General features: G+C 38.3%; 8 protein-coding genes. All 8 read left to right on the top strand.

What is annotated here, in order from left to right:
- Positions 1-142: 142 nt before the first annotated feature.
- The 8 genes from A8L32_RS11525 (at position 143) to A8L32_RS11560 (ending at position 20,498) form a co-directional block, all read left to right on the top strand.
- Positions 143-3,577, top strand: a complete 3,435-nt coding sequence (locus tag A8L32_RS11525; protein WP_198931765.1) for a glycosyl hydrolase — start codon at positions 143-145, stop codon at positions 3,575-3,577.
- A 323-nt stretch (positions 3,578-3,900) separates the two neighbouring features.
- Positions 3,901-6,153: a glycosyl hydrolase gene (locus A8L32_RS11530; RefSeq protein ID WP_066630743.1), complete on the top strand. Its 2,253-nt coding sequence runs from the start codon at positions 3,901-3,903 to the stop codon at positions 6,151-6,153.
- A gap of 24 nt (positions 6,154-6,177) precedes the next feature.
- Positions 6,178-9,453 (top strand): glycosyl hydrolase, encoded by a 3,276-nt coding sequence (locus A8L32_RS11535; protein ID WP_158027233.1) that lies wholly within the window; start codon positions 6,178-6,180, stop codon positions 9,451-9,453.
- Positions 9,454-9,661: 208 nt separating this feature from the next.
- Positions 9,662-11,968, top strand: coding sequence for a glycoside hydrolase family 78 protein (locus tag A8L32_RS11540; protein WP_075590584.1), 2,307 nt, complete (start codon positions 9,662-9,664; stop codon positions 11,966-11,968).
- Between the two features lie 79 nt (positions 11,969-12,047).
- Positions 12,048-13,277 (top strand): alginate lyase family protein, encoded by a 1,230-nt coding sequence (locus A8L32_RS11545; protein WP_083631293.1) that lies wholly within the window; start codon positions 12,048-12,050, stop codon positions 13,275-13,277.
- A 382-nt stretch (positions 13,278-13,659) separates the two neighbouring features.
- Positions 13,660-16,629 carry a sugar-binding domain-containing protein gene (locus A8L32_RS11550; protein ID WP_158027234.1) on the top strand — a complete coding sequence of 990 codons (2,970 nt, stop codon included), beginning with the start codon at positions 13,660-13,662 and terminating at the stop codon, positions 16,627-16,629.
- A 296-nt stretch (positions 16,630-16,925) separates the two neighbouring features.
- Positions 16,926-18,605, top strand: a complete 1,680-nt coding sequence (locus A8L32_RS11555) for a GH39 family glycosyl hydrolase (RefSeq protein ID WP_075590586.1) — start codon at positions 16,926-16,928, stop codon at positions 18,603-18,605.
- Positions 18,606-18,722: 117 nt separating this feature from the next.
- Complete coding sequence (locus A8L32_RS11560) at positions 18,723-20,498, top strand: T9SS type A sorting domain-containing protein (protein WP_066630753.1); 1,776 nt, start codon at positions 18,723-18,725, stop codon at positions 20,496-20,498.
- Positions 20,499-20,694: the final 196 nt, after the last annotated feature.

Below are 20,694 nucleotides of genomic sequence, written 5' to 3' on the forward strand. Positions count from 1 at the left end.
TGTGGTGAAGGGCAGTTTGCTACATCTATTACCTACCGTAGAATATAAAATTGAAGTGCCTTCAGCAAATTAAAAAGTTAAGTTGAAAATGAGACAATCAATAACTAAATTTACACTAATAGCTCTGCTATCATGTTTGTTCATGCCGATTCTACAGGCTGAAAATACATCTTTAGAACAGAATTTTCAGAACCCACCACCATCGGCAAGAGCCCGTGTGATGTGGTTTTGGATTAACGGAAACGTTACTAAAACTGGCATTACTGCCGATTTGGAGGCGATGAAAGATGTGGGTATTCAAGGTGCTCTCATTTTCAACGCTAGTTTAGGTCAACCCCGAGGGTTTGTGTCTTATTTGAGTCCCGAATGGCTCGATCTTTTTAATTTTGCCGCCTTGGAGGCACAGCGTTTGGGACTTGAACTGAGCTTCCACAATGGGGCAGGCTGGTCATCATCGGGCAGTCCTGTTGTTACGCCAGAATATGCGATGCAGACAGTTGTGTATTCAGAAACTATATATTTAGGAGGTCAGGAATTTAAAGGTCAGTTAGAACAACCAGAAACAAACCTAGGCTACTATAAAGACATTGCCGTATTAGCCTTTCCAAAGCCACAAAGCGAAGAACGCATCAATGATTTGGATTTTAAAAGCCTTTCGGGTAAAGTGCGAAATCACTTAGGGCCAGATGATAAATCTGTGCCAGTTTCGGCAGTCGTAAAAAAGTCAGATATTATCGATTTAACATCGCAGTTAAGCCCTGATGATTCACTAAAATGGAATGCACCTGCAGGTGAGTGGGTGATTCTGCGACTTGGTCACACGCCAACGGGCAAGAAAAATATTGCGGCACCAAATGGCGGACAAGGCTTGGAATGTGATAAGATGAGTCGCAAGGCTGTGGATGTATATTGGCAAGGAGCTATCATGCCCATCGTGAATAAGCTAGATACGCTCATTGGTTCAGTCGTTAAACGATGCCATATTGATAGTTATGAGGTGGGGACTACAAATTGGACATCTGGTTTTTCTAGTGAATTCAAAAGAATTCGAGCTTACGATTGCGAGTCGTTTTTGCCAACCTTAGCCGGTTATTATATTGAGAGTGGAGAAGAAACAGAACGTTTTTTATGGGATTTTCGTCGTAGCATTGGCGATTTAATGGCTGAACATTATTATGGTTATTTTGGAGAATTATGTCATCAACACGGCATGCAGTTCTCCACTGAGCCTTACTGGGGACCTTTTGATAATATGCAAGTGGGTGCTACAGCAGATGCCGTCTTATCGGAGTTTTGGAGCGGACATCTAGCCTTTTTCGATTCACCAAAGTTTGTAGCTTCCATTGCTAAGTTAAATGGTAGTTCCATTGCTGAAGCAGAGGCTTTTACTGATATGGGTGGCTGGCAGCAACATCCAGGTGCATTAAAAGCGATGGGTGATTTGGCTTGGGCACAAGGCATCAACCGTTTTGTATTTCACTGTTATGTGCATCAACCTTGGGATGTGGCGCCAGGTTTAACCTTAGGGCCTTTTGGTATTGACTTTAATCGTTTAAATACTTGGTGGAATCAAAGCAAACCCTTTGTCGATTATGTAGCTCGTGGTCAGTACTTGTTGCAGCAAGGTACAACCGTAGCCGATGTATTGGTGTTTGCTGGCGAAGCATCGCCTAACGATGCCTTGTTAATACCTGAAATTAAAGCTTTAGGTTATGATTATGACCTGATAGGTTCTAATAAAATAAATGAATTAACAGTCAACGAAGGATTGGTCTGTACTCCTTTAGGCGACAAGTACCAAGCTCTGGTACTTCCATCAACATCTTGGATGACACCTCAGACACTTGAAACAATAGACAGGTTGGTTAATGGGGGAGCAACTATACTTGCATCAAAACCAGAAAAATCACCAAGCCTTAATAGTTATCCTTCTTGTGATGAAAGCGTAGCACAATTGGCCGATAAATTATGGAGTAAAGGACTCATTAAAGAGAATTCTATTGTTGAAGAATTACAAAATGGTACACTGCCTCCTGATTTTTCAATAGAAAATGGAAGTAATGATGCGATTGATTTTATCCACCGTAAGAGCCAGGATGCTGATATTTATTTTGTAGTCAATTCGCGCAAAGAAAGCCGTGAGCTAGGGTGTCGTTTTCGCGTGTCAGGTTTACAGCCCGAATTGTGGAATGCTGAAACTGGTGAAATAGGAAAGGCTACCGTATGGCAGGATAATGGCGATGGTACTACCACGGTGACAATTCCCTTTGCATCAGAAGCCTCGGTATTTGTTCTATTCAGAGAACCTGTGTCGTCAGAAAAACATATTTTGAGTACAACCCAGAAACTACAGAAGTCGGCAGCAAAACCATTGCCCAATTTAGAAATCATAAAAGCTGAATACGGTACATTCTTGCCTAGCGGTTTGGTGGATATGACAGAAGTGATCAAAAATAAAGTTCAAAATAACAGTCTGAATGTTCAAGCCACCCGTAGTCTTTGCGATTGCGATCCAGCACCAGGCTACCACAAGGAATTACGCATAGAATATAAAATTGGCGATATCTTTTTGGAAAAGAATGCCATGGAGAAAGAATGGCTGGAGATTACTGCTTCTGATAAAGGAGAACTCGAAATTATGAAAGCCGTATTTGGTAAATTTGAACCTGGAATCAGCGGTATTCCACCAAACAATCCGGTTTATGATGTAAGCGATAAAGTAAAATCGATGTTGGCGACAGGGGTTTACGAAATTCCAGTAAACGACAGTTTTGCTGAAGGAAAATATATTTCTACTAAGAAAGCTTTGCACCTTGTGTACACTACTAATGGGGTGGAAAAATACGCTCATGTTCCCAATGGAGAAACTTTGAAATTGACGCAGGCTACAATAGAGTCGAAATTGATTCATAAGAATGGCGTTAATTCTTGGGTAACACCTTATTTAGGGGAAATGACTTATCGTAGTTCGGCTGGTAAAAGCAAAACCATAAAGGTAAAATCAGTTCCTAAACCCATAGAATTAACTGGGGATTGGAACGTGAGTTTTCCTGCAAAAGAGGATGAGTCTATAGATGTTATCTTCAGTCAATTAAGCTCGTGGTCAACATCAGGCAATGATGCTATTCGTTATTTTTCGGGTACAGCCACTTATAAAAAGCAGTTTGAGCTTTCTTCTAAATTTCTTAAAGAGGATATTTCGTTACTGTTAGATCTGGGTAGCGTGAAGGAAATAGCCGAAGTATTTGTTAATGGAAAACCTTTGGGCATATTATGGAAAGCTCCTTTCAGGCTTAATATTGATGATTACGTGCAAGCCGGCGAAAATACACTGGAGGTGAGAATTACCAACCTATGGACAAACCGTTTGATTGGCGATGAACAGATGGAGCTGGATTATAAGCGAAAAGGACCCAATGTGAAGCAATGGCCCGATTGGCTTTTAAATAATACCGAACGACCTACGGAAAGATCAACCTTTGCAGCTTACAAACATTGGCATAAAGATTCTGAGCTGTTGCCATCGGGTTTGTTGGGACCAGTGAAAATTGTAGTCTCCAGGGTGATAGAAATTTAATCTGTGGTTATGAACTATCGCATGCCATTACTTGGGAGGAATTAAAGGGTTCTGTGTCCAGGGGGTACGAGTTTTAGTTGATGAAAGAAAACCAAACCAGAAATGCGGATATGATATTGGAATACCTGCCCTGGAGTTTCCTTGGCTATTAAAATGAAGATTATTTGATACTGATTTATCGAACGGATAAATTATTTGAACAGTGAAACGACCATTAACTGTATTATTCATAAAGTACACACAGGTGGATGATTAAAAAAGATAAGCGAGTTTCTGAATGTGCAGAAAATTTTGGCACATTTTCTTAAAAAAAATTTAAACAGATGAAAAATATACTATTTAAGAAGATCACTTTTCTCATACTATTATCGATATCTGCATATAGTTGCAAGTCATCGATGGAGAAAAACTTTAAGAATCCTCCCGGTGAATTTAAACCGATGCCTTTTTGGCATATTAATGGGGATTTAACCACGGAAGGTATCCGCAAGCAGATGAAAGATGCAAAGGATGCTGGGTTTTCAGGCGTCAGTTTGTTACCCTTGGCCGAAAAGAGTTCTACTCGCCCAGGTACTTCTCCAAAATTCCTTTCGGATAAATATTTTGAACGTTATCAGGATATGATTGACATAGCGGAGGAATTAGATATGGAAATCATACTCTACGACGATAATGATTTTCCAAGTGGAATGGCTGGTGGAAAAATGCAAGAAAAATATCCTGACCACACCATGAAACGTTTAGATAAAATTGAACATGTTCTGAAAGGCCCTGCGCTTTTTACCGACAGCATTCCGGGTGTTCAGCTCATGGCGGCAGTGGCAATCAACCAACAAACCAAAGAACGCATAGAAATCAGTTCGTTTGTTAAAAATGGAATTATAGAATGGCAAGTTCCGAGTGGTAATTGGAGCATAATGCTGTTTCCTTTGATGAAAGATTCTTTCCATAAAAAATACTTGTGTATGGATTTTATGGATACTGTGGCAGTGCGTCATATGATCAATGAAACCTACGAAAAGTACAAAGAGCGCTTTGGGCAGTATTTTGGAAACACCATAAAAACTACTTTTTTCGATGATGTTGGTTTTTGGAGGCATCCACGCAATTGGACGGGGCGTTTCAATGAAAAGTTTGAAGAATTAAACGGTTTTGATCCACGCCCGTATTATCCTGCTTTGTGGTATAATATTGGATCAGATACAGAAGCTATTCGAAATGCTTTTTTTAATACACGTGCTGAATTACTGGCCGAAGGATTTCCTAAATTAGTGGGGCAGTGGAACGAGGCTAATGGACTGAATAGTACTGGACATCCTCCGGGTAATTACGACCCGACGCCCATTGATATGAATGCGGATATTTTTAAGTTTTACCGCTATACTCAAATTCCGCTAACCGATGCCATTATTCGATATCAATTTGGGCAAGATGGGCATAAATTGATTAGCTCTGCTGCCGACTATTACGATCGCCCTATGGTGGCTACTGAGATTTATGGTGCTTATAAGGAACACTCTTTCGATTCTTTGATGATGTATAGGGCTATGATGGATTTATTTGCTCGTGGGGTAAATATGGTTATCCCTCATGGCATGTGGTACAATCCTAAAAAAGTTTACATTTCGCCATTAGTGTCTCCATACAGCGAGAAATTAGCAGATGCATTACCAGCCTACTCTAATTATGTTGGGCGAAGTAGTATGTTACTTAGAGGGGGACGCCGTGTAAGTGAAATTGGCGTAATGTATCCATTTGAAGGATTGGCAGGTTGGTTCTGTTTCGATAATCCAGATAATATAAGACAAGGTTTTTATGTATCTCCTGAAACAGATTATCAGACTATCAGTGATTGGCTGACGAATGATATTCGTCGCGATTTCACCTTTGTACATCCTGAGTTTTTTATAGAAGATAAATACAGTGTTGTTAATGGTAAAGTAAAGTTGAATAATTCGGATAACTTTCAGGAATACAGTGTTATGATGTTAACAGGGAGTAATGTCATCTCCTTAAAAACACTTCAAAAACTAAAGACTTTTTATGATGACGGAGGAGCTATTGTTGCGACTACTCAGTTGCCGTTCAAGGCAATAGAACTTGGTAAAGATGCTGAAGTTATAGCACTAGTAGCGGCTATTTTTGGAGTAGATCCAACAAAACAGGAGAAGTATGCTACCCAAACCAATTCCAATGCACAGGGTGGACGTTCTATTTTTATTCGTCGAGCAGATAAGGAAAAAATAGGGCGTGTTTTAAAGGAGTATCAACCCTATCCTGATGTTATTTTTGCTGACAATCCAGAATTAAAGACGGATCTAGGAAAGCTAAATTATATCCATAAAATAAAAGAAGGGAAGCATATCTATTTATTTACAAATTCGAGCGATGAAACTATTTCAACAACTGTGCTGCTACGTGGCAAGTTGCAATCAGAAAAATGGAATCCGCACAATGGGCAAATTATAGAAGAAACAACGAGAGAAGAAGTTATTATCAATACAAAAGTTTATACCAAAGTGGAAATTAAACTTCCTCCTGTGAAATCGATTTTTGTAGTAGGGAATAAAGAATAGATGCGTAATAAAAAAGGTATTAATATGAAATTTTATACTGCACTTAGCTTTGCAATGTTATTGTGTTTCAATGTTTCTTTTGGACAGTCACTCCAAGACAACTTAGAACAAAACTTTAAAAAACCACCTGCCTCTGTAAAACCCAGAACATGGATGCATGCTATGGATGGCAATATGAGCAAAGAGGGTCTTACTAAAGATCTTGAAGCGATGGAACGAGTGGGAATTGGTGGTGTTTTACTATTTAATATAGATCAAAAAATTCCTGATGGAAGGATTAAGTATAATTCGCCACAACATCATGAAATGTTAAGTCATGCAGCTCAGGAATGTGAGCGTTTAGGTTTAAGCTTTGGCGTACACAATTGCGATGGATGGTCATCGAGTGGTGGCCCTTGGATTACTCCCGAGCAGAGCATGAAAATGGTGGTGTGTAGTGAAGTACAAACCACAGGTGGCGATATTGCGATGCGCTTGCCACAGCCCACTACTCGCGAAGATTATTACCGTGATATAGCTGTCGTAGCATATCCCGCCTTGCCCTCTGAAATGGACGATGTTCAGAATAAACCTATTATTACCTCTTCGGATACAAACCTTGAGCCTTTAGTTTTAATGAATAATCGTTTGGATGATCGTACTGTTCTTAAAAAGCAAGGAAAATCATTGCCTTGGATTCAATATGCCTACTCAGACATGAAGAAAATACGTTCAGTCTTTATCGTTTGTAATCAACGCGATCCGATTGCAACATTGCAAGTTTCTGATAATGGTGTTGATTTTACTGATGTGCGGGAATTATTTACTGTACGAACAGGAAAGCGCGAGTGGTCAATTAACGATAGCTTTGAACCTATAAGTGCAAAGTACTTTAGGGTTACTTTTAATCAAACTATGTCACTTCACGAAGCCAAACTGTTTTCTACACATTGCCTACATAATGTCATGGGACGCATCAGCATGGGGCGTACTGAGGATCATGCGATGACGCCAATTGGGGAGCCTGCTGCAGATATGGTTGTTGCTAAAGATCAGATAATTAATCTTAGTGATAAATTGCAGGAAGATGGCACTTTGAAAGCCTTTTTGCCCAAAGGTAATTGGACTATACTACGATTTGGTTATACGTCTACTGGCGCGTTTAATAACCCAGCTTCTGATTCTGGTCGTGGTTTAGAGTGTGATAAATTTAACCGTGAGGCGTTCAAGGTTCATTACGATGCTTTTTCAAAGAAAGTGATAGATAATACCCGGGATATAGCTCCCAATGCGATGCAATACCTAGAGATAGATAGTTACGAAATGGGAGGTCAGAACTGGACCAAGGAATACGTATCGATCTTCAATGAAAAATACAATTATAATATTATTGATTTCTTACCCTTGTATGCTGGACGTTTTGTAGAAAGTGCCAAAGCGTCAGAAGCTGTTTTGTGGGATGTGCGCCAGCTTAACTGCCAGTTAATGACTGATAATTACTTCGGATATTTTGCAGAACTGTGTACCACCGACGGTATCAAAAGCTACATAGAACCTTATGGGTTTGGCCCAGTAAATGATCTCGATGTAGGGGCAAAGGCAGATATTAATATGGGTGAATTTTGGATGGATCGTGAAATGACGATGGTACAATCAGCTGTGTCGGCATCACATATTTATGGCAAAAATGTGACTTCTGCGGAGTCCTTTACTTCTAATCCTCAAATCAATTGGAAAGGTCACCCAGGCAGGGCAAAAGTGTCGGGAGATTTGGCGTGGACATTTGGTATCAATGAGTTTATGTTTCACCGTTTTGCACATCAGGCCAATCCTAATGTAAGTCCAGGTATGACGATGGGGCGGTGGGGCTTTAATTTCGACAGGGTACAAACTTGGTGGGATAATGCCGGTGCAGCTTGGTTCAAGTACATTATGCGTGGTCAGTATTTACTGCGCCAAGGTCAACCCGTAGCAGATTTTTTAGTGTTTATTGGCGATGGTTCGCCTAACTCTGTTTTTCTGCGTAATGATTTTGAACCTGCTTTGCCTGCAGGAAGCAACTTCGACTGTGTAAATGCTGATGTGTTGATTAACCGTATTCAGGTTAAAGATAAGGCTTTGGTTTTACCCGAAGGAACACAGTATAAAGCCTTGGTGCTGAAAAATTGCAAAACGCTTTCGCTAAAAAGCTTGCAGCGTATCGACGAAATAGCCCAAGCAGGAGTGCCTATTATTGGAGAAACGCCTGAGTGGGTAGCGGGCTATCTCAATTCTTCATCTGATAGTGCTGCTTTTGAGCAATGCAAAGTTAACTTGCGCCTACAAGATAATGTGTATGACGGATTTGTGTGGGACGAGATGATGAAGGCAGAACAAATAAGTTCCGATTTTACAGTTAAAGGAAGAATGGACATATCATTTGCACATCGCAGTATGGAGGATAAACAAGACCTTTATTTCTTCTTTAATCCTGATTCTGCGGCACAGCGTTTCGAATGCACCTTTAGAGTGGATGGAAAGCTACCCGAGTTATGGAATCCTATGACGGGTGAAGTAGTGAAATCAGCTCAATTTGCACAAGCTAATGGGCAGACCAAGGTATGGGTTGATTTGGAATCTCAGGAGTCCGTTTTTGTGGTGTTTAGAACTTCGGCAAAAGGAGTCCCTTCTGCATCACCAGAGCCACTCGATGCCACTTGCTTTACTTTGACCAACGATCTCAAGATTCAAAAAGAAACCCTTGTGAATTCCCAGTCAATAGAGCTTAACAATGCTTGGAGAGTGACTTTTCCTGAGGTTAAAACGGAACAAAAGAGTTATGATTTTCCCCAACTTATTGATTGGACGACTCACTCGGCTGATGTGGTGAAATACTATTCGGGCACTGCCATTTATGAAAATGAATTCCTTGTGAATAAAAAGATGTTGGCAGAAAATCAAAGAGTCGCCTTAGATTTGGGTGAGGTAAATATTGCAGCTAAGGTTTTCATCAATGGTCAGAACCTAGGTGTAATATGGATGGCCCCTTATCGGGTAGATGTAACTGATGCGCTACAAAGAGGTAAAAACACGATTAAGATAGAAGTGACTAATCAATGGACTAACCGTTTGATTGGTGACGAGCAGTTTCCAAACGAAACAGGATTCGACCGCAAAGCAGATATGATGCCTGATTGGTTTTTGAACAATGAGGCAGCCGCTATTAACCAACGTTCCACATTTACGATTACCAATTTTTACAATAAAAAATCTAAGCTTATACCAGCAGGATTATGTGGTCCTGTACAACTAATGCTTTCTGAAAAAGTAATACAAGAATAGCTTTATAGGCTGATTGAATGAAATGTTAAAGGAATGATGTGCTTGAGTGTGTCTTACTTCCTTCTTCTTGCAAACGAAATAGCTGATTTTTGTGACCGGAAAACATCTGGAAATATGAAGAAAAGTTCTTTCTAGAACCTGAGGAAATCGAGGTCTTTAATGTAGTCGAAGTAGAATAAATTAAGTGTCTAACTAAGAGTAATTTGATATGAGATTAATTGTAATATTATTTTTATGCTTGTGTTCGGTGACACAGGCCATTGAAGTGAAGGATTTAAAATGTGAGTTTAAAACCAATCCCATCGGGATAACAAGTGCAAAGCCCAGTTTTAGTTGGACATTTATAGGCGATAATAAAAGTGCGGAGCAAGGAGGATATCGGATTTGTATGGCCACGAGTATTGAAAGGCTCAAATATCCTGATATTTGGGATACGGGTCCAACGAGTACATCAGAAACGGGTCCGTTTGCGTTTTTGGGTGAGCCCTTAACTTCAGGCCAAAAAGTGTATTGGAAGGTTATTGTTTGGGGTAACAATAGGGGTGCAAAACATAGCGAGCCGGCTTGGTTCGAAATGGGTGAAATTGAGAATCCTGAAAAAGCTTTTGAACCTCCTGTTTTTGATCAGAAAAATGGCGTAGTTAAAATCACTTTAAAAGCCAATGATGAGGGTAGAACATTTGAAGGTATTGGTGGCGTAAGTGCTGGGGGTTCCACAGATTTGTTGTACGATTATACTGATCCTCATCGTAGCCAAATTCTAGATATTCTATTCAAACCTAAATTTGGAGCAGGTTTTCAGCATCTTAAAGTAGAAATGGGTGGAGGAGAAAACTCAACATGTGGTTCAGAACCATCGCATGCTATTACTCGTGAGGAGTTGAAGAATCCCGTATCTAGGGGATACGAATTTTGGTTGTTGAAAGAAGCCAAGGACAGAAATGCGGATATGATTTTAGAATACCTGCCCTGGAGTTTTCCTGCTTATCTAAAACCAAATATCTATACCAAAGAGTCGGCCGAGTATTTTGTTTCATTTTTAGATGTGGCTAAACGCGATTGGGGTTTGGATATGGATTGGGTGGCAGCAGCCGAAAACGAAAACTATACCGACCGCAATTGGCTGGTGAATGATGTGCGACCATTGTTGGATGCAAGAGGCTACCAAAATGTGAAAATTCAAGGTCCCGACGATAATAGTGGTGACTGGCAAATATTTGAAGAACTAGAAAAAGATCCTGAGTTTGAAAAGGTCATTGAGGCTGTTGGGTATCATTATATAAGCGGGCGAGAGTTTACAGAGGATATGGTGGATGGCCGTGGACGTCCAACGACTGAAAAAGCAAAGGCATCGGGTACTTCACTTTGGGCTAGTGAAGATTGGAGCTGGACAGGTAAAGATTGGGGAGGTGCAGGTGCTCTAAATCTAGCTCGTTTGTACAACAAATTTTATATACGCGATAAAATAACCAAAACCTTAATTTGGGCACCCATTGGTTCCATTTATAAATCGGTTACATGGGATAAAGCAGGAGCCATGATAGCGAATAGCCCTTGGAGTGGTTATTACGAAGTGTGGCCAACCATTTGGGCTACTGCACATACTACCCAGTTTGCCGATCCACATAGCTGGCAATATTTAGATAAAGGATGCGGATTGTTTCATGCATCTACCTACAAGGGCAGCTGTGTTACTCTAAAAGAAAAAAACAGCTCAAACTGGAGTATGATTATATGTACAGAAGAAACTGAAAAATTGGAGGTAAGTATCAGTAAAGGCTTATCGGATAAAATAGTGCATGTATGGAAATCTGATGAAAATGATCAGTTTGTGCAACAGAAAAGCATTGAACCTACAAATAGAGCATTTACCATTGAACTTGATCCTAAATGTATTTACTCATTAACAACTACAGAGGGGCAGCAGAAAGGACAATATGAGATACCTGAAGAAACTGCATTCCCGTTCCCTTACAAAGAGGACTATGAGGATAGGGAAGCAGGTGATTTGCCAAAATATCATTCGGATCAAACAGGTAGCTTCGTTATTGCAAAAAGAGAAGATGGAAGCAACTGTTTAAAGCAAATAAATCCGGAACAAGGTTACGATTGGATGCGCGTTTATCGGCGCTCAAACATTAAACCGAACACCTTGGTGGGAGATGTTAACTGGAAAGATTTTACTTGCAGTGTTGATGTTTTTATAGAAGGTGGTAATGTAGAACTCGGAGGCAGAGTTAAGGGAAGTTATTTGAAAGGTTATCGTTTTATGCTTGAAAAAAGTGGGCGTTGGAAACTTGTTTTTGACAAAAAAACACTTGCAAAAGGGCGCATCGATAATTTTGATGGAGCCATTTGGCACAAGATCAAACTTCAGTTTCGAGGTAAAGAGATTCAAGCCTTTGTAGATGGAGAATTCGCAGCAAAGGTAAATCACGAAAGTCCATCTGGTTATGTTTTGTTGGGTAGCTCGTACAATACTAACCTATTTGATAATTTGGTGATATCAAATTAGAATTTTACAAAGGAAATTTATGCTCATATACTAGGCTTACCTGATGGTTATTCCATTATAAATTAATAACAGTAAAAGAATGATTTTTAAAAATATATTTAAGTTGCCCGTAATACTAATCGCTTCAATATTATTGATGTTAAGCGCGTGTTCAACTAAAAATGACGGGTTAATATATGTGAATCAACAACGTTTAGAAAAAGTCAAAGACTACATTTCAAAAAACGATACTTTTTATCTTAACGCATATCATTATCTCATTGAAGAGGCCGATAACGAATTGGAGGGAATTGTTAATCCGGTTACCAATAAAACACAATTGCCGCCAAGTGGCGATAAACACGATTACATGAGTATTGCGCCATATCGATGGCCAAATCCATCTACAAGTGATGGATTTCCCTGGATGTTAAAAGACGGTCAAATTAACCCGATGTATTATGGTGATGACTTTGACCATGCCCGTTTATCTCAAATGTTTGATGCAATAGAAACGTTATGGATGGCATATTATTTTTCTGAGGAAGAGCGCTATGCATATAAGGCTAAACAAATAATTAAAGCTTGGTTTTTAGATGACTTAACAAGGGTAAATCCTAATGTAAATTATGGACAGGCGATTCCGGGCGAAGTAGATGGTAGGCGAGCAGGAATAATAGAATGGAAAAGGATTTCTGTTGTTGTTACTGCTGTTCAGCTATTGGCTAAAAATGAGATGCTTTCAAATAAGGAGATGGAAAAAATGAATGACTGGTTTGGAAGCTATTATCAGTGGCTTAAAACCAATCCTATGGGTATCGAAAATGATAATGGCCTGCAAAACCATTCTACTTGCTACGATTATCAAATGGTTGGTTTGGCTCGCTATTTAGCTTTGAATGATGAAGCAAAAGATAGGCTTGAAGCGGCAAAAATAAAACGCATTGCTACACAAATAAAACCTGATGGAACACAGCCACGAGAACTTGGAAGGACAAGGTCGGTTCATTATGCTTCGGAGAATTTACTTTTTATGAGCATGGTGGCAGAACTAGGTATGCCTTTAGGAGTAGATTTATGGAATTATTCTTCTGCGGATGGGCGAAGCATACAAAAAGCTTTTGAGTTTCTTCGGCCTTTTGCTGAAGGAAATAAAGACTGGCCATATAAAGAAATAGGTGGAGTTTATGAAATTATCGACCAAGAGCTTAAACCTTTATTTGCTATTGCAGGTAGCATTTTTAATGAAAATTTATTAAACAAAGATATTGAACTAATACATCTCCTGAATTACAAGCAGGTTTTGCTATATCCAGTGCATCAGAAGTAGTAGAGATTAAGAATTATAGTGATTTATCTTGGTTTAATCTGTGGGTATATTATGCTAATGGGTGCGTGGTTTTTAGGTATTTAGTTAGTCGTGGAGCTTGTGTGTGGTGATATTTACGTGACGCGTGGGGTGAAATTATACGTCATAGTGATATATAAATTCGTTTATGGTGCCACATTTAAAATATTTGGGTTATTCTTTCAACAACTTGGGGCGTTGCAGCAATAAATTTGGTAATTGGTAAGGAATGGATAATATCCCCTTCTAGGGCTTATCCCTTGTCCATATCTTTAGTGTGTGTATTTTTTACTTGCTATTTGGTGCAAGAATCCTATAAGTGAAAATAAGGAAATGAATAATATAATTGAATGAAATGAAGAAAATGTACAGAACAAAGACTCAAATTTTAGGGATACTTTTAAGCATTTTGCTTTTAAGCGCGTGCAGCAGTTCGCAGCACGCTAAGGACATTCCTTTAGGGAAGAGGACGAAGTATAATTTTAATCTAGATTGGAAATTTATTAAAGAAAATCCAACGAATGCTCATTTGGTAAAATACGACGATGAAGATTGGTCTAGTGTAAGTTGTCCGCATACCTATAATGATATCGATACCTTTGACGACTTAAGTCATGGGCATCATGATGGAGAAGATAACCAATGGAGAGGAACGGTTTGGTATCGTAAATATTTTACCCTTCCAGAATCAGAAAAAGGTAAGAAAGTATTTATTGAATTTGAAGGAGTACGCCAGATAGCTGATGTATATATCAATGGAGAATATTTGGGTAAAAACCAAACGGGATTTATTCCTTTTGGATTTGATTTGACGCCATACATTAAGTTTGGAGAAGAAAACATAATTGCAGTTAAGGCCAATAATGATAGAGGCGATCATTTTAGAGATAACTTCCCTTTGGTATGGAATCATGAACACTGGCATCCTACCCATGGCGGAATATATCGAAATGTATTTTTACACACAATGGATCCTTTGCATATCACTTTGCCTTTATACGACAATTTGCAAACAGTAGGAACCTACGTTTATGCTGAAGATGTGAGCGCAGAGCATGCTACAATTAACGTTGAAGCAGAAGTGCAAAACGACTATGCTAAAGATAAAAATATACTCCTTGAAACGTATGTTGTGGATAGTGAAGGTAGAATGGTGCAAAAAGGTGAAGTAAGGCTGTCGTTAGATGCGAACGAAAAGGCAATACTTAAAACTTCGATGAACATTGAAAATCCAAAACTTTGGTATCCCCGTAATCCAAATATGTATAAAGTTATTTCCGTTTTAAAAGATGAGAATGCGGTTTTAGATACTTACGAATCTACATTAGGAATTAGACAATTTGAGTTTAATAAAGATGCAGGATTTCAGATAAATGGAGAACATGCTAAATTGCATGGTTGGGGACAGAAACCAACTAACTCCTGGGCTGGTTTAGGAGCTGCTTTACCTGACTGGTTGCGCGACTTTACCTATCGTTTAATGGATGAAGCTGGAGGAAACTTCATTAGATGGGGACACTGTGCAGGATCGCCTGCCGAGATTGCTATGGGCGACAAATACGGGTTTGTTACTTTGATGCCAGGAGTTGCTGGAGAATCAGAAGATGAGGGTGAAACCTGGGATATACGTATTGCTGCATTTCGTGATATGGTTATCTATTACCGTAATCACCCTTCAATTATGATTTGGGAAGGTGGTAATTGGGCCGAATCAGCTGAACATTACGAAGAAATTTTAGATATCATCAATACCTATGACCCTAATGGGAAACGTTTAATGGGTAATCGTCGTGCCGACAATGCCAAATGTTCAGACAAATATATCAGCATAGAAATAGGTACAGAAGGCTGGGAAGGTGAATATCCGAATTTGCCTATTATTGAAAGTGAATATTGCCGAGATGAGGGACCAAGAAGAGTGTGGGATAAATACTCAAGAGATGATAACTTCTTTAACCATCCAAATATAAAACGTAATACCTATAAATTCGCAGGCGAGAAGTTTGCCGTGCGTCAGGCTGAACACTGGTGGAAGAAAATGGGTAAAAAACCATACCATAGTGGAGGAGCAAACTGGATATTTAGCGATGGCCCTCATGGAGGTCGTTGTCCTACAGAAGTAACACGCGCAAGCGGAGAGGTTGATGGCGTACGTTTACCTAAAGAAGCATTTTATGCCTTAAAAGCCATGTGGCGACCAGAGCCTCAGGTGCATATCGTAGGACATTGGAATTATTCAGAAGATACGAAGAAAACGATGTATGTTATCTCTAACTGCGCTTCCGTTAAGTTGTTTGTTAATGATGAGTTGATAGGAGTAGATACGGTACCGGACAATGGTTATGTATATAAATTCGATGCAGTACAATGGAAATCTGGCAGTATTAAAGCAGAAGCATTTATCGATGGGGAATTGCGAACAAGTCAGGTGAAGAAGACAATTGGCGAGCCAGTTGTCATTAAATTAACTTCTATCACTGGTCCTAATGGATGGAGAGCAGATGGATCTGATATTGCTTTAATTGATGTTGAAGTGGTTGATAAAGACGGACAACGTTGTCCTTTAGATAAAGGAAGGGTTGATTTTACCATATCTGGCCCAGCTATTTGGCGAGGTGGATATAATAGTGGTAAAGCCAATTCTACTAACAACCTATATCTGGATACAGAAGTAGGTATTAATAGAGTCGCAATTCGATCTTTATTAGAATCTGGTAAGGTTACTATTACAGCTAAACGAGATGGCTTAAAGTCAGCTTCAATTGAATTAAAAAGTATAGCAGTTGATGTTAAAGGAGGATTAACTACAGAAATGCCTCAGGTGTTTAATGATCCTACTAAAAACGAACCTCTTCCAGCACACGTTCCTTATATAGAACCTTATGTTCCTGGAGTAAGCAATAAAAGTAAAATATTTAAAAAGTTTAGTTATACGGGCGATTCTCCTGCTATGCTAAGGAAAAATGTATTTTGGGGTAAAAAGGCTTATACAGATTTAAATGATAACTACACTACTATTCCTAGTTATCTGCATGGAGCGGAATATGTTCGTATGCCCAATTCAGATAGCCATTATTGGGCTCGTGATTTACTGCAATTTTTAGCAGGAGAAGATATTACTTTATATGTAGGTCATGATGACCGAGTTTCTCGACCAGAATTTCTACGAGAAGAGTATAAGGATACCGGTGAAAATTTCAAGCTTGGAGATGTAACCATGTCTTTGTTTAAGCGTGATGTAAAAGCTGGAGAAAGTGTTGTGATGGCAGGTAATTGCGATGGTGACGCACCAGAAGGAAGCCGCATGTATGTGGTCATTGCCAAAAGGAAATAGTTATTACAAGATCATAGCTACAGTTTAGTATTTATATGCTAGGCTGTAGCTTTTTTTTGTCTCTATTTGGACTATTCTATTAATTGAATATAAACACCACTAAGGTATATGATTGAAAGTTTGATCATATGTTTAAGGTATTTGAGGGATGGCTTCAATAAATAGAGAGTGTGTACAAATACATTTGTATCTGATGTTATAAAAGTTCTCTCGCTGTTTTTATAGTTAATTATAACGATTGACTGCTTTATGCAGATGGGAGGATATGACGATATATAAATCTTAGAACTTATAATATGGGTCGATTAAAACAATTGAAAATATTTGCTGTAATTGTGTTCTGTGCATTATGTTTTGCGAGTATGGAAGCACAAGTCAGTTTAGCCACTGATTTTACAAGTAATGATTTCAAGGGAGAACCACTACATAATGTATGGTCGGTAGGCAATCGAATTAGTCCAACAAAGGGTTCAAATTTAAGAGCTGATTTGAAAATTAATCTGGTTCGGATGATCGGAGGAATTCAACAAAGAGAAAATGGTGAGTTAGTTAAGAATTTAGACTTTGATCCTTGTTTATATGATTCCATAACCAATACATACGTTTACCGTTGGAAACCATTCATTAATCGATTAAACAAGATTGTAGAATCACAATCGGACATTCTTCAAATTGTTTTGGATCAACCACCTTGGGCTTTTCAACATGGTTATACATTTATCCCGGAAGGAGAGTGTGATAGTATTCATTTTCGAGAAGATGATAGAATGACCATTTATGGTAATGCCTTACCTCCAGCAGATAAACAGGCTTACCATGATTTTATTAAAGCTTTAATGACCAAATTGATTGAAACCTATGGTGAAGAGACAGTTTTGACCTGGCGGTTTAGGGTAGGATCTGAAATAGAAACACATGACCATTGGAGAGGAACAAAACAAGAATTTATTGAACACTTTGCTAATACAGAAAAAGCTGTACGAGCCATTTTACCCAATGCAAAAGTGGGGCTGCACACCAGAATCCCAGGGTTTCTTTATAAAAAAGGAAAAGTACTCAATTATAAGGGACAGCCCTATGCGTCTTTTGTAGATGACTTAATTGAATATTGCTATGATAATAATGTAAAGTATGATTTTTGGGGAATTTCGGATTATGTGATTATCTCAAATAATAGTCATCGTCAGATGAATCAAAAGTTCGATGAGCTTTTTGGTGACTTGGTTAAACACCCAAAATGGAATTCAAATGCAACTTTAGATTTAATGGAATATTCAACCATTACATCGATGAATGCATTAGGCAATGGTTTTGTGAACTGTGCTACTTCGCATAAAGAGATTGTTGAACTAGCCTTTACGAATCAGTTTTATAAAAATAAAAGTAAAGGAGCCGAGTATATTTATCGTTGGGGAAATCGATTAGGCAGTGAAGATCCTGTGGGTATTAGTGTGTTAAATACCATGGAAGGTATGACCCATTATAATTATGAAACACTAGGCCAACCAATTATTGCAAATAACCAGATAGAAGCCATTTTTGGTAAGTGTGACAGTACACAAGCTTATGATATATTGGTTTATAATTTTAACGCACATTCTTTAGAATATAAGGAGGAGGAGAAGCTGAATATTGCGATTACATCGGATTTGCCAGTTGGAACCATACTGTATTGTAGGAATATGGCTTATGGAAAAGAGCAGAATAAGCTGCAGAACTTTTTGAAAAATGAGCCAGAATCAGGTTGGATAATTAAAGGTTATGACCGAATGGGAAATCCAGAAAAAACACTGAATAAATTAGGTATGGAGGCCTATGAAAAATATAAGAATCCAAACCCTCAGCAATTTACAGCATGGGAAAAAGTAGAGACTACAGAACGGTCGGATGGGAAAAAGGGGTCAGTTATTAATATCTCTACAAGCTTACCATCCTTTTCGTTTAAAAAATATGAATTCCGTTTACAGGCGTTTTAATACGATAAATGCTTATGGGAATATGCACTTACTTTGGTATGTAAGTTAAGGTTGAATATAAAGTAGATAGATTATTTATTGGAGTCACCTGATCAGAACGAACAAAAAAATAATTCGATGAAAGTAAAATTATTAATTCATATAATATTGATTGTGCTAGGCACTAACCTATTAGCACAAACATATCCGTTTGATTTACCTGCTAACTTAAACGCTAGCATAAATATAAAAAGTCAGTCCCAAGAAAAATACAATAATTTACTATTGGGTACTAATATTCATCATTTTACAAAAACAGAAGAGAAAGAGTTTGTAAATAAATTCGATCCAATTACGATACGTTTTCCTCATGGTCTTTGGTCCAATTGGTACGATTGGCGACGTGATGTAACAAGACTTTATGGAGACGAAAAATTTAATTATAAACAAGGAACTAATAACACATTAAAAGAGCAAACCGTGGGTATGCTTGCCAATATTTATGTGTTTGATACAAACAATATTAAAGTTGGTATAGATGGGGCTACAGAATTAAATACGAACAAAAAAAATAGTTCAGGAAAAGGTTTTGATATGATGTGGACCTTTAATATGAGTGCTGATGGTACTGATTTTAGCAATGGTTCTCCTGAAACTATGTTACGATATAATGATTTAATTCAGCGAGGTTTTGAAGTGAAAGACATTGAGTTGGGAAATGAATGTTTTTACCCAAATCAGCGTAGCTCTATTATTCCTAATGCGGAGGATTATATTGCAAGGGCTAAATCGATGTCTGCAGCACTAAAAGCAGAAGATCCAAGCATTCGTGTTTCAATACCATTATTACGTAGAGATAGTTGGGCTAACCCTAATTGGAATACAGACTTAACTAGTGATCAATCTTATTTCGATGCCATATCGATACATACATATGTGGGGTCGGATCCAGATAATGCAGAAAATAGCGATGAAGCGTTTGGTACCGCCCTTACTGCTCGCAAGCACTTATTGGCATCAATTACTGAGTACCCGCATAAGGTAGCACCATCTAAACCTATTTGGTTAACAGAATGGGGTGTTAAGTCTGGTGGTCCTAATGCAGTATCGGCCTTAGGTGCTGTAGATTGCTTTTTAATGATGAGTGAAAATCAGGATATCTTTAACCGAGCTAACTGGTTTAGTACCAACGGTAAGTTGAATTCAATGCTCGTTTGGGAAAAATACATAGATCATAATGATAAGGAAAAAGAAAGAATAAAATATCCTTTGGAGAAAACGCTGTTTGGTTCGGCTTATGAAATTACGCGTTCAGTATTAGAATATAGTACTTTAATTGAAGGATATGTTGATGTGCCAAATATAGTAGAAGGTGTTAAAGCTGTAAATGCAAGAGTAGTTTTAAAAAGGGGAAAGACTACTGTATTTGTAGTAAATCTAACAGATCAAGAAGTTCCTTTCGAAATAAATATTGATGACCTTAATTACATGGGTGATTTTGTACATAAGGCTTTATCTTTTTCGAGCATGGATGAAGAAATGGCCTTGGCGTTTGATGATGACCCCTTAAGTATAATTCAGGAAGGAAGTGGGAGTGTTAGTTTGCCAAAGTTCTCCATTAATACAATTGAACTATCCGATCTTGTAATTGAAAATGAGTTGGGAGTAAAGGATCTGCCTGAAATAGCCAATTTAAAAGTAAGCCCTAATCCTAGTGATGGTGTATTAAATGTTCAGTTAGGAGAAAGTAGTACTGCAAATTATAAATTGATTTCGCTAAGTGGAACAAAGGTAGTTAGTGGTACATTCTATTCTGAAGTTAAGCTACAACTAGATGATTATCATACAGGCATGTATTTATTAGAAATAACTACCTCAAAAGCCCGATCCGTGCAAAAAGTTATTTTTAAATAATATGATGTTTTAACACATTGAGCATGTGTAGGTATAGGGATATTTGTTTGAGTTAAGTGGGGCATGTTTATTAATTAATAAGCACGTAAGAGGTATTTATTCTTCATGCTGGTTCAATTATTGTTTAAATAATTGAAGATCCATTTACATTGAAAATAAACATCAAATTGATATATACATTCAATTTTGAAGCTAG

Source organism: Labilibacter marinus, from assembly GCF_001659685.2.
Classification (GTDB): Bacteria; Bacteroidota; Bacteroidia; order Bacteroidales; family Marinilabiliaceae; genus Saccharicrinis; species Saccharicrinis marinus.

Excerpts from the sequence above, each read along its gene's own strand:
- A8L32_RS11545 (WP_083631293.1), top strand. The coding sequence starts at position 12,048 with ATGATTTTTAAAAATATATTTAAGTTGCCCGTAATACTAATCGCTTCA.
- A8L32_RS11560 (WP_066630753.1), top strand. The coding sequence starts at position 18,723 with ATGAAAGTAAAATTATTAATTCATATAATATTGATTGTGCTAGGCACT.
- A8L32_RS11550 (WP_158027234.1), top strand. The coding sequence starts at position 13,660 with ATGTACAGAACAAAGACTCAAATTTTAGGGATACTTTTAAGCATTTTG.
- A8L32_RS11535 (WP_158027233.1), top strand. The coding sequence starts at position 6,178 with ATGAAATTTTATACTGCACTTAGCTTTGCAATGTTATTGTGTTTCAAT.
- A8L32_RS11555 (WP_075590586.1), top strand. The coding sequence starts at position 16,926 with ATGGGTCGATTAAAACAATTGAAAATATTTGCTGTAATTGTGTTCTGT.
- A8L32_RS11540 (WP_075590584.1), top strand. The coding sequence starts at position 9,662 with ATGAGATTAATTGTAATATTATTTTTATGCTTGTGTTCGGTGACACAG.
- A8L32_RS11525 (WP_198931765.1), top strand. The coding sequence starts at position 143 with ATGCCGATTCTACAGGCTGAAAATACATCTTTAGAACAGAATTTTCAG.
- A8L32_RS11530 (WP_066630743.1), top strand. The coding sequence starts at position 3,901 with ATGAAAAATATACTATTTAAGAAGATCACTTTTCTCATACTATTATCG.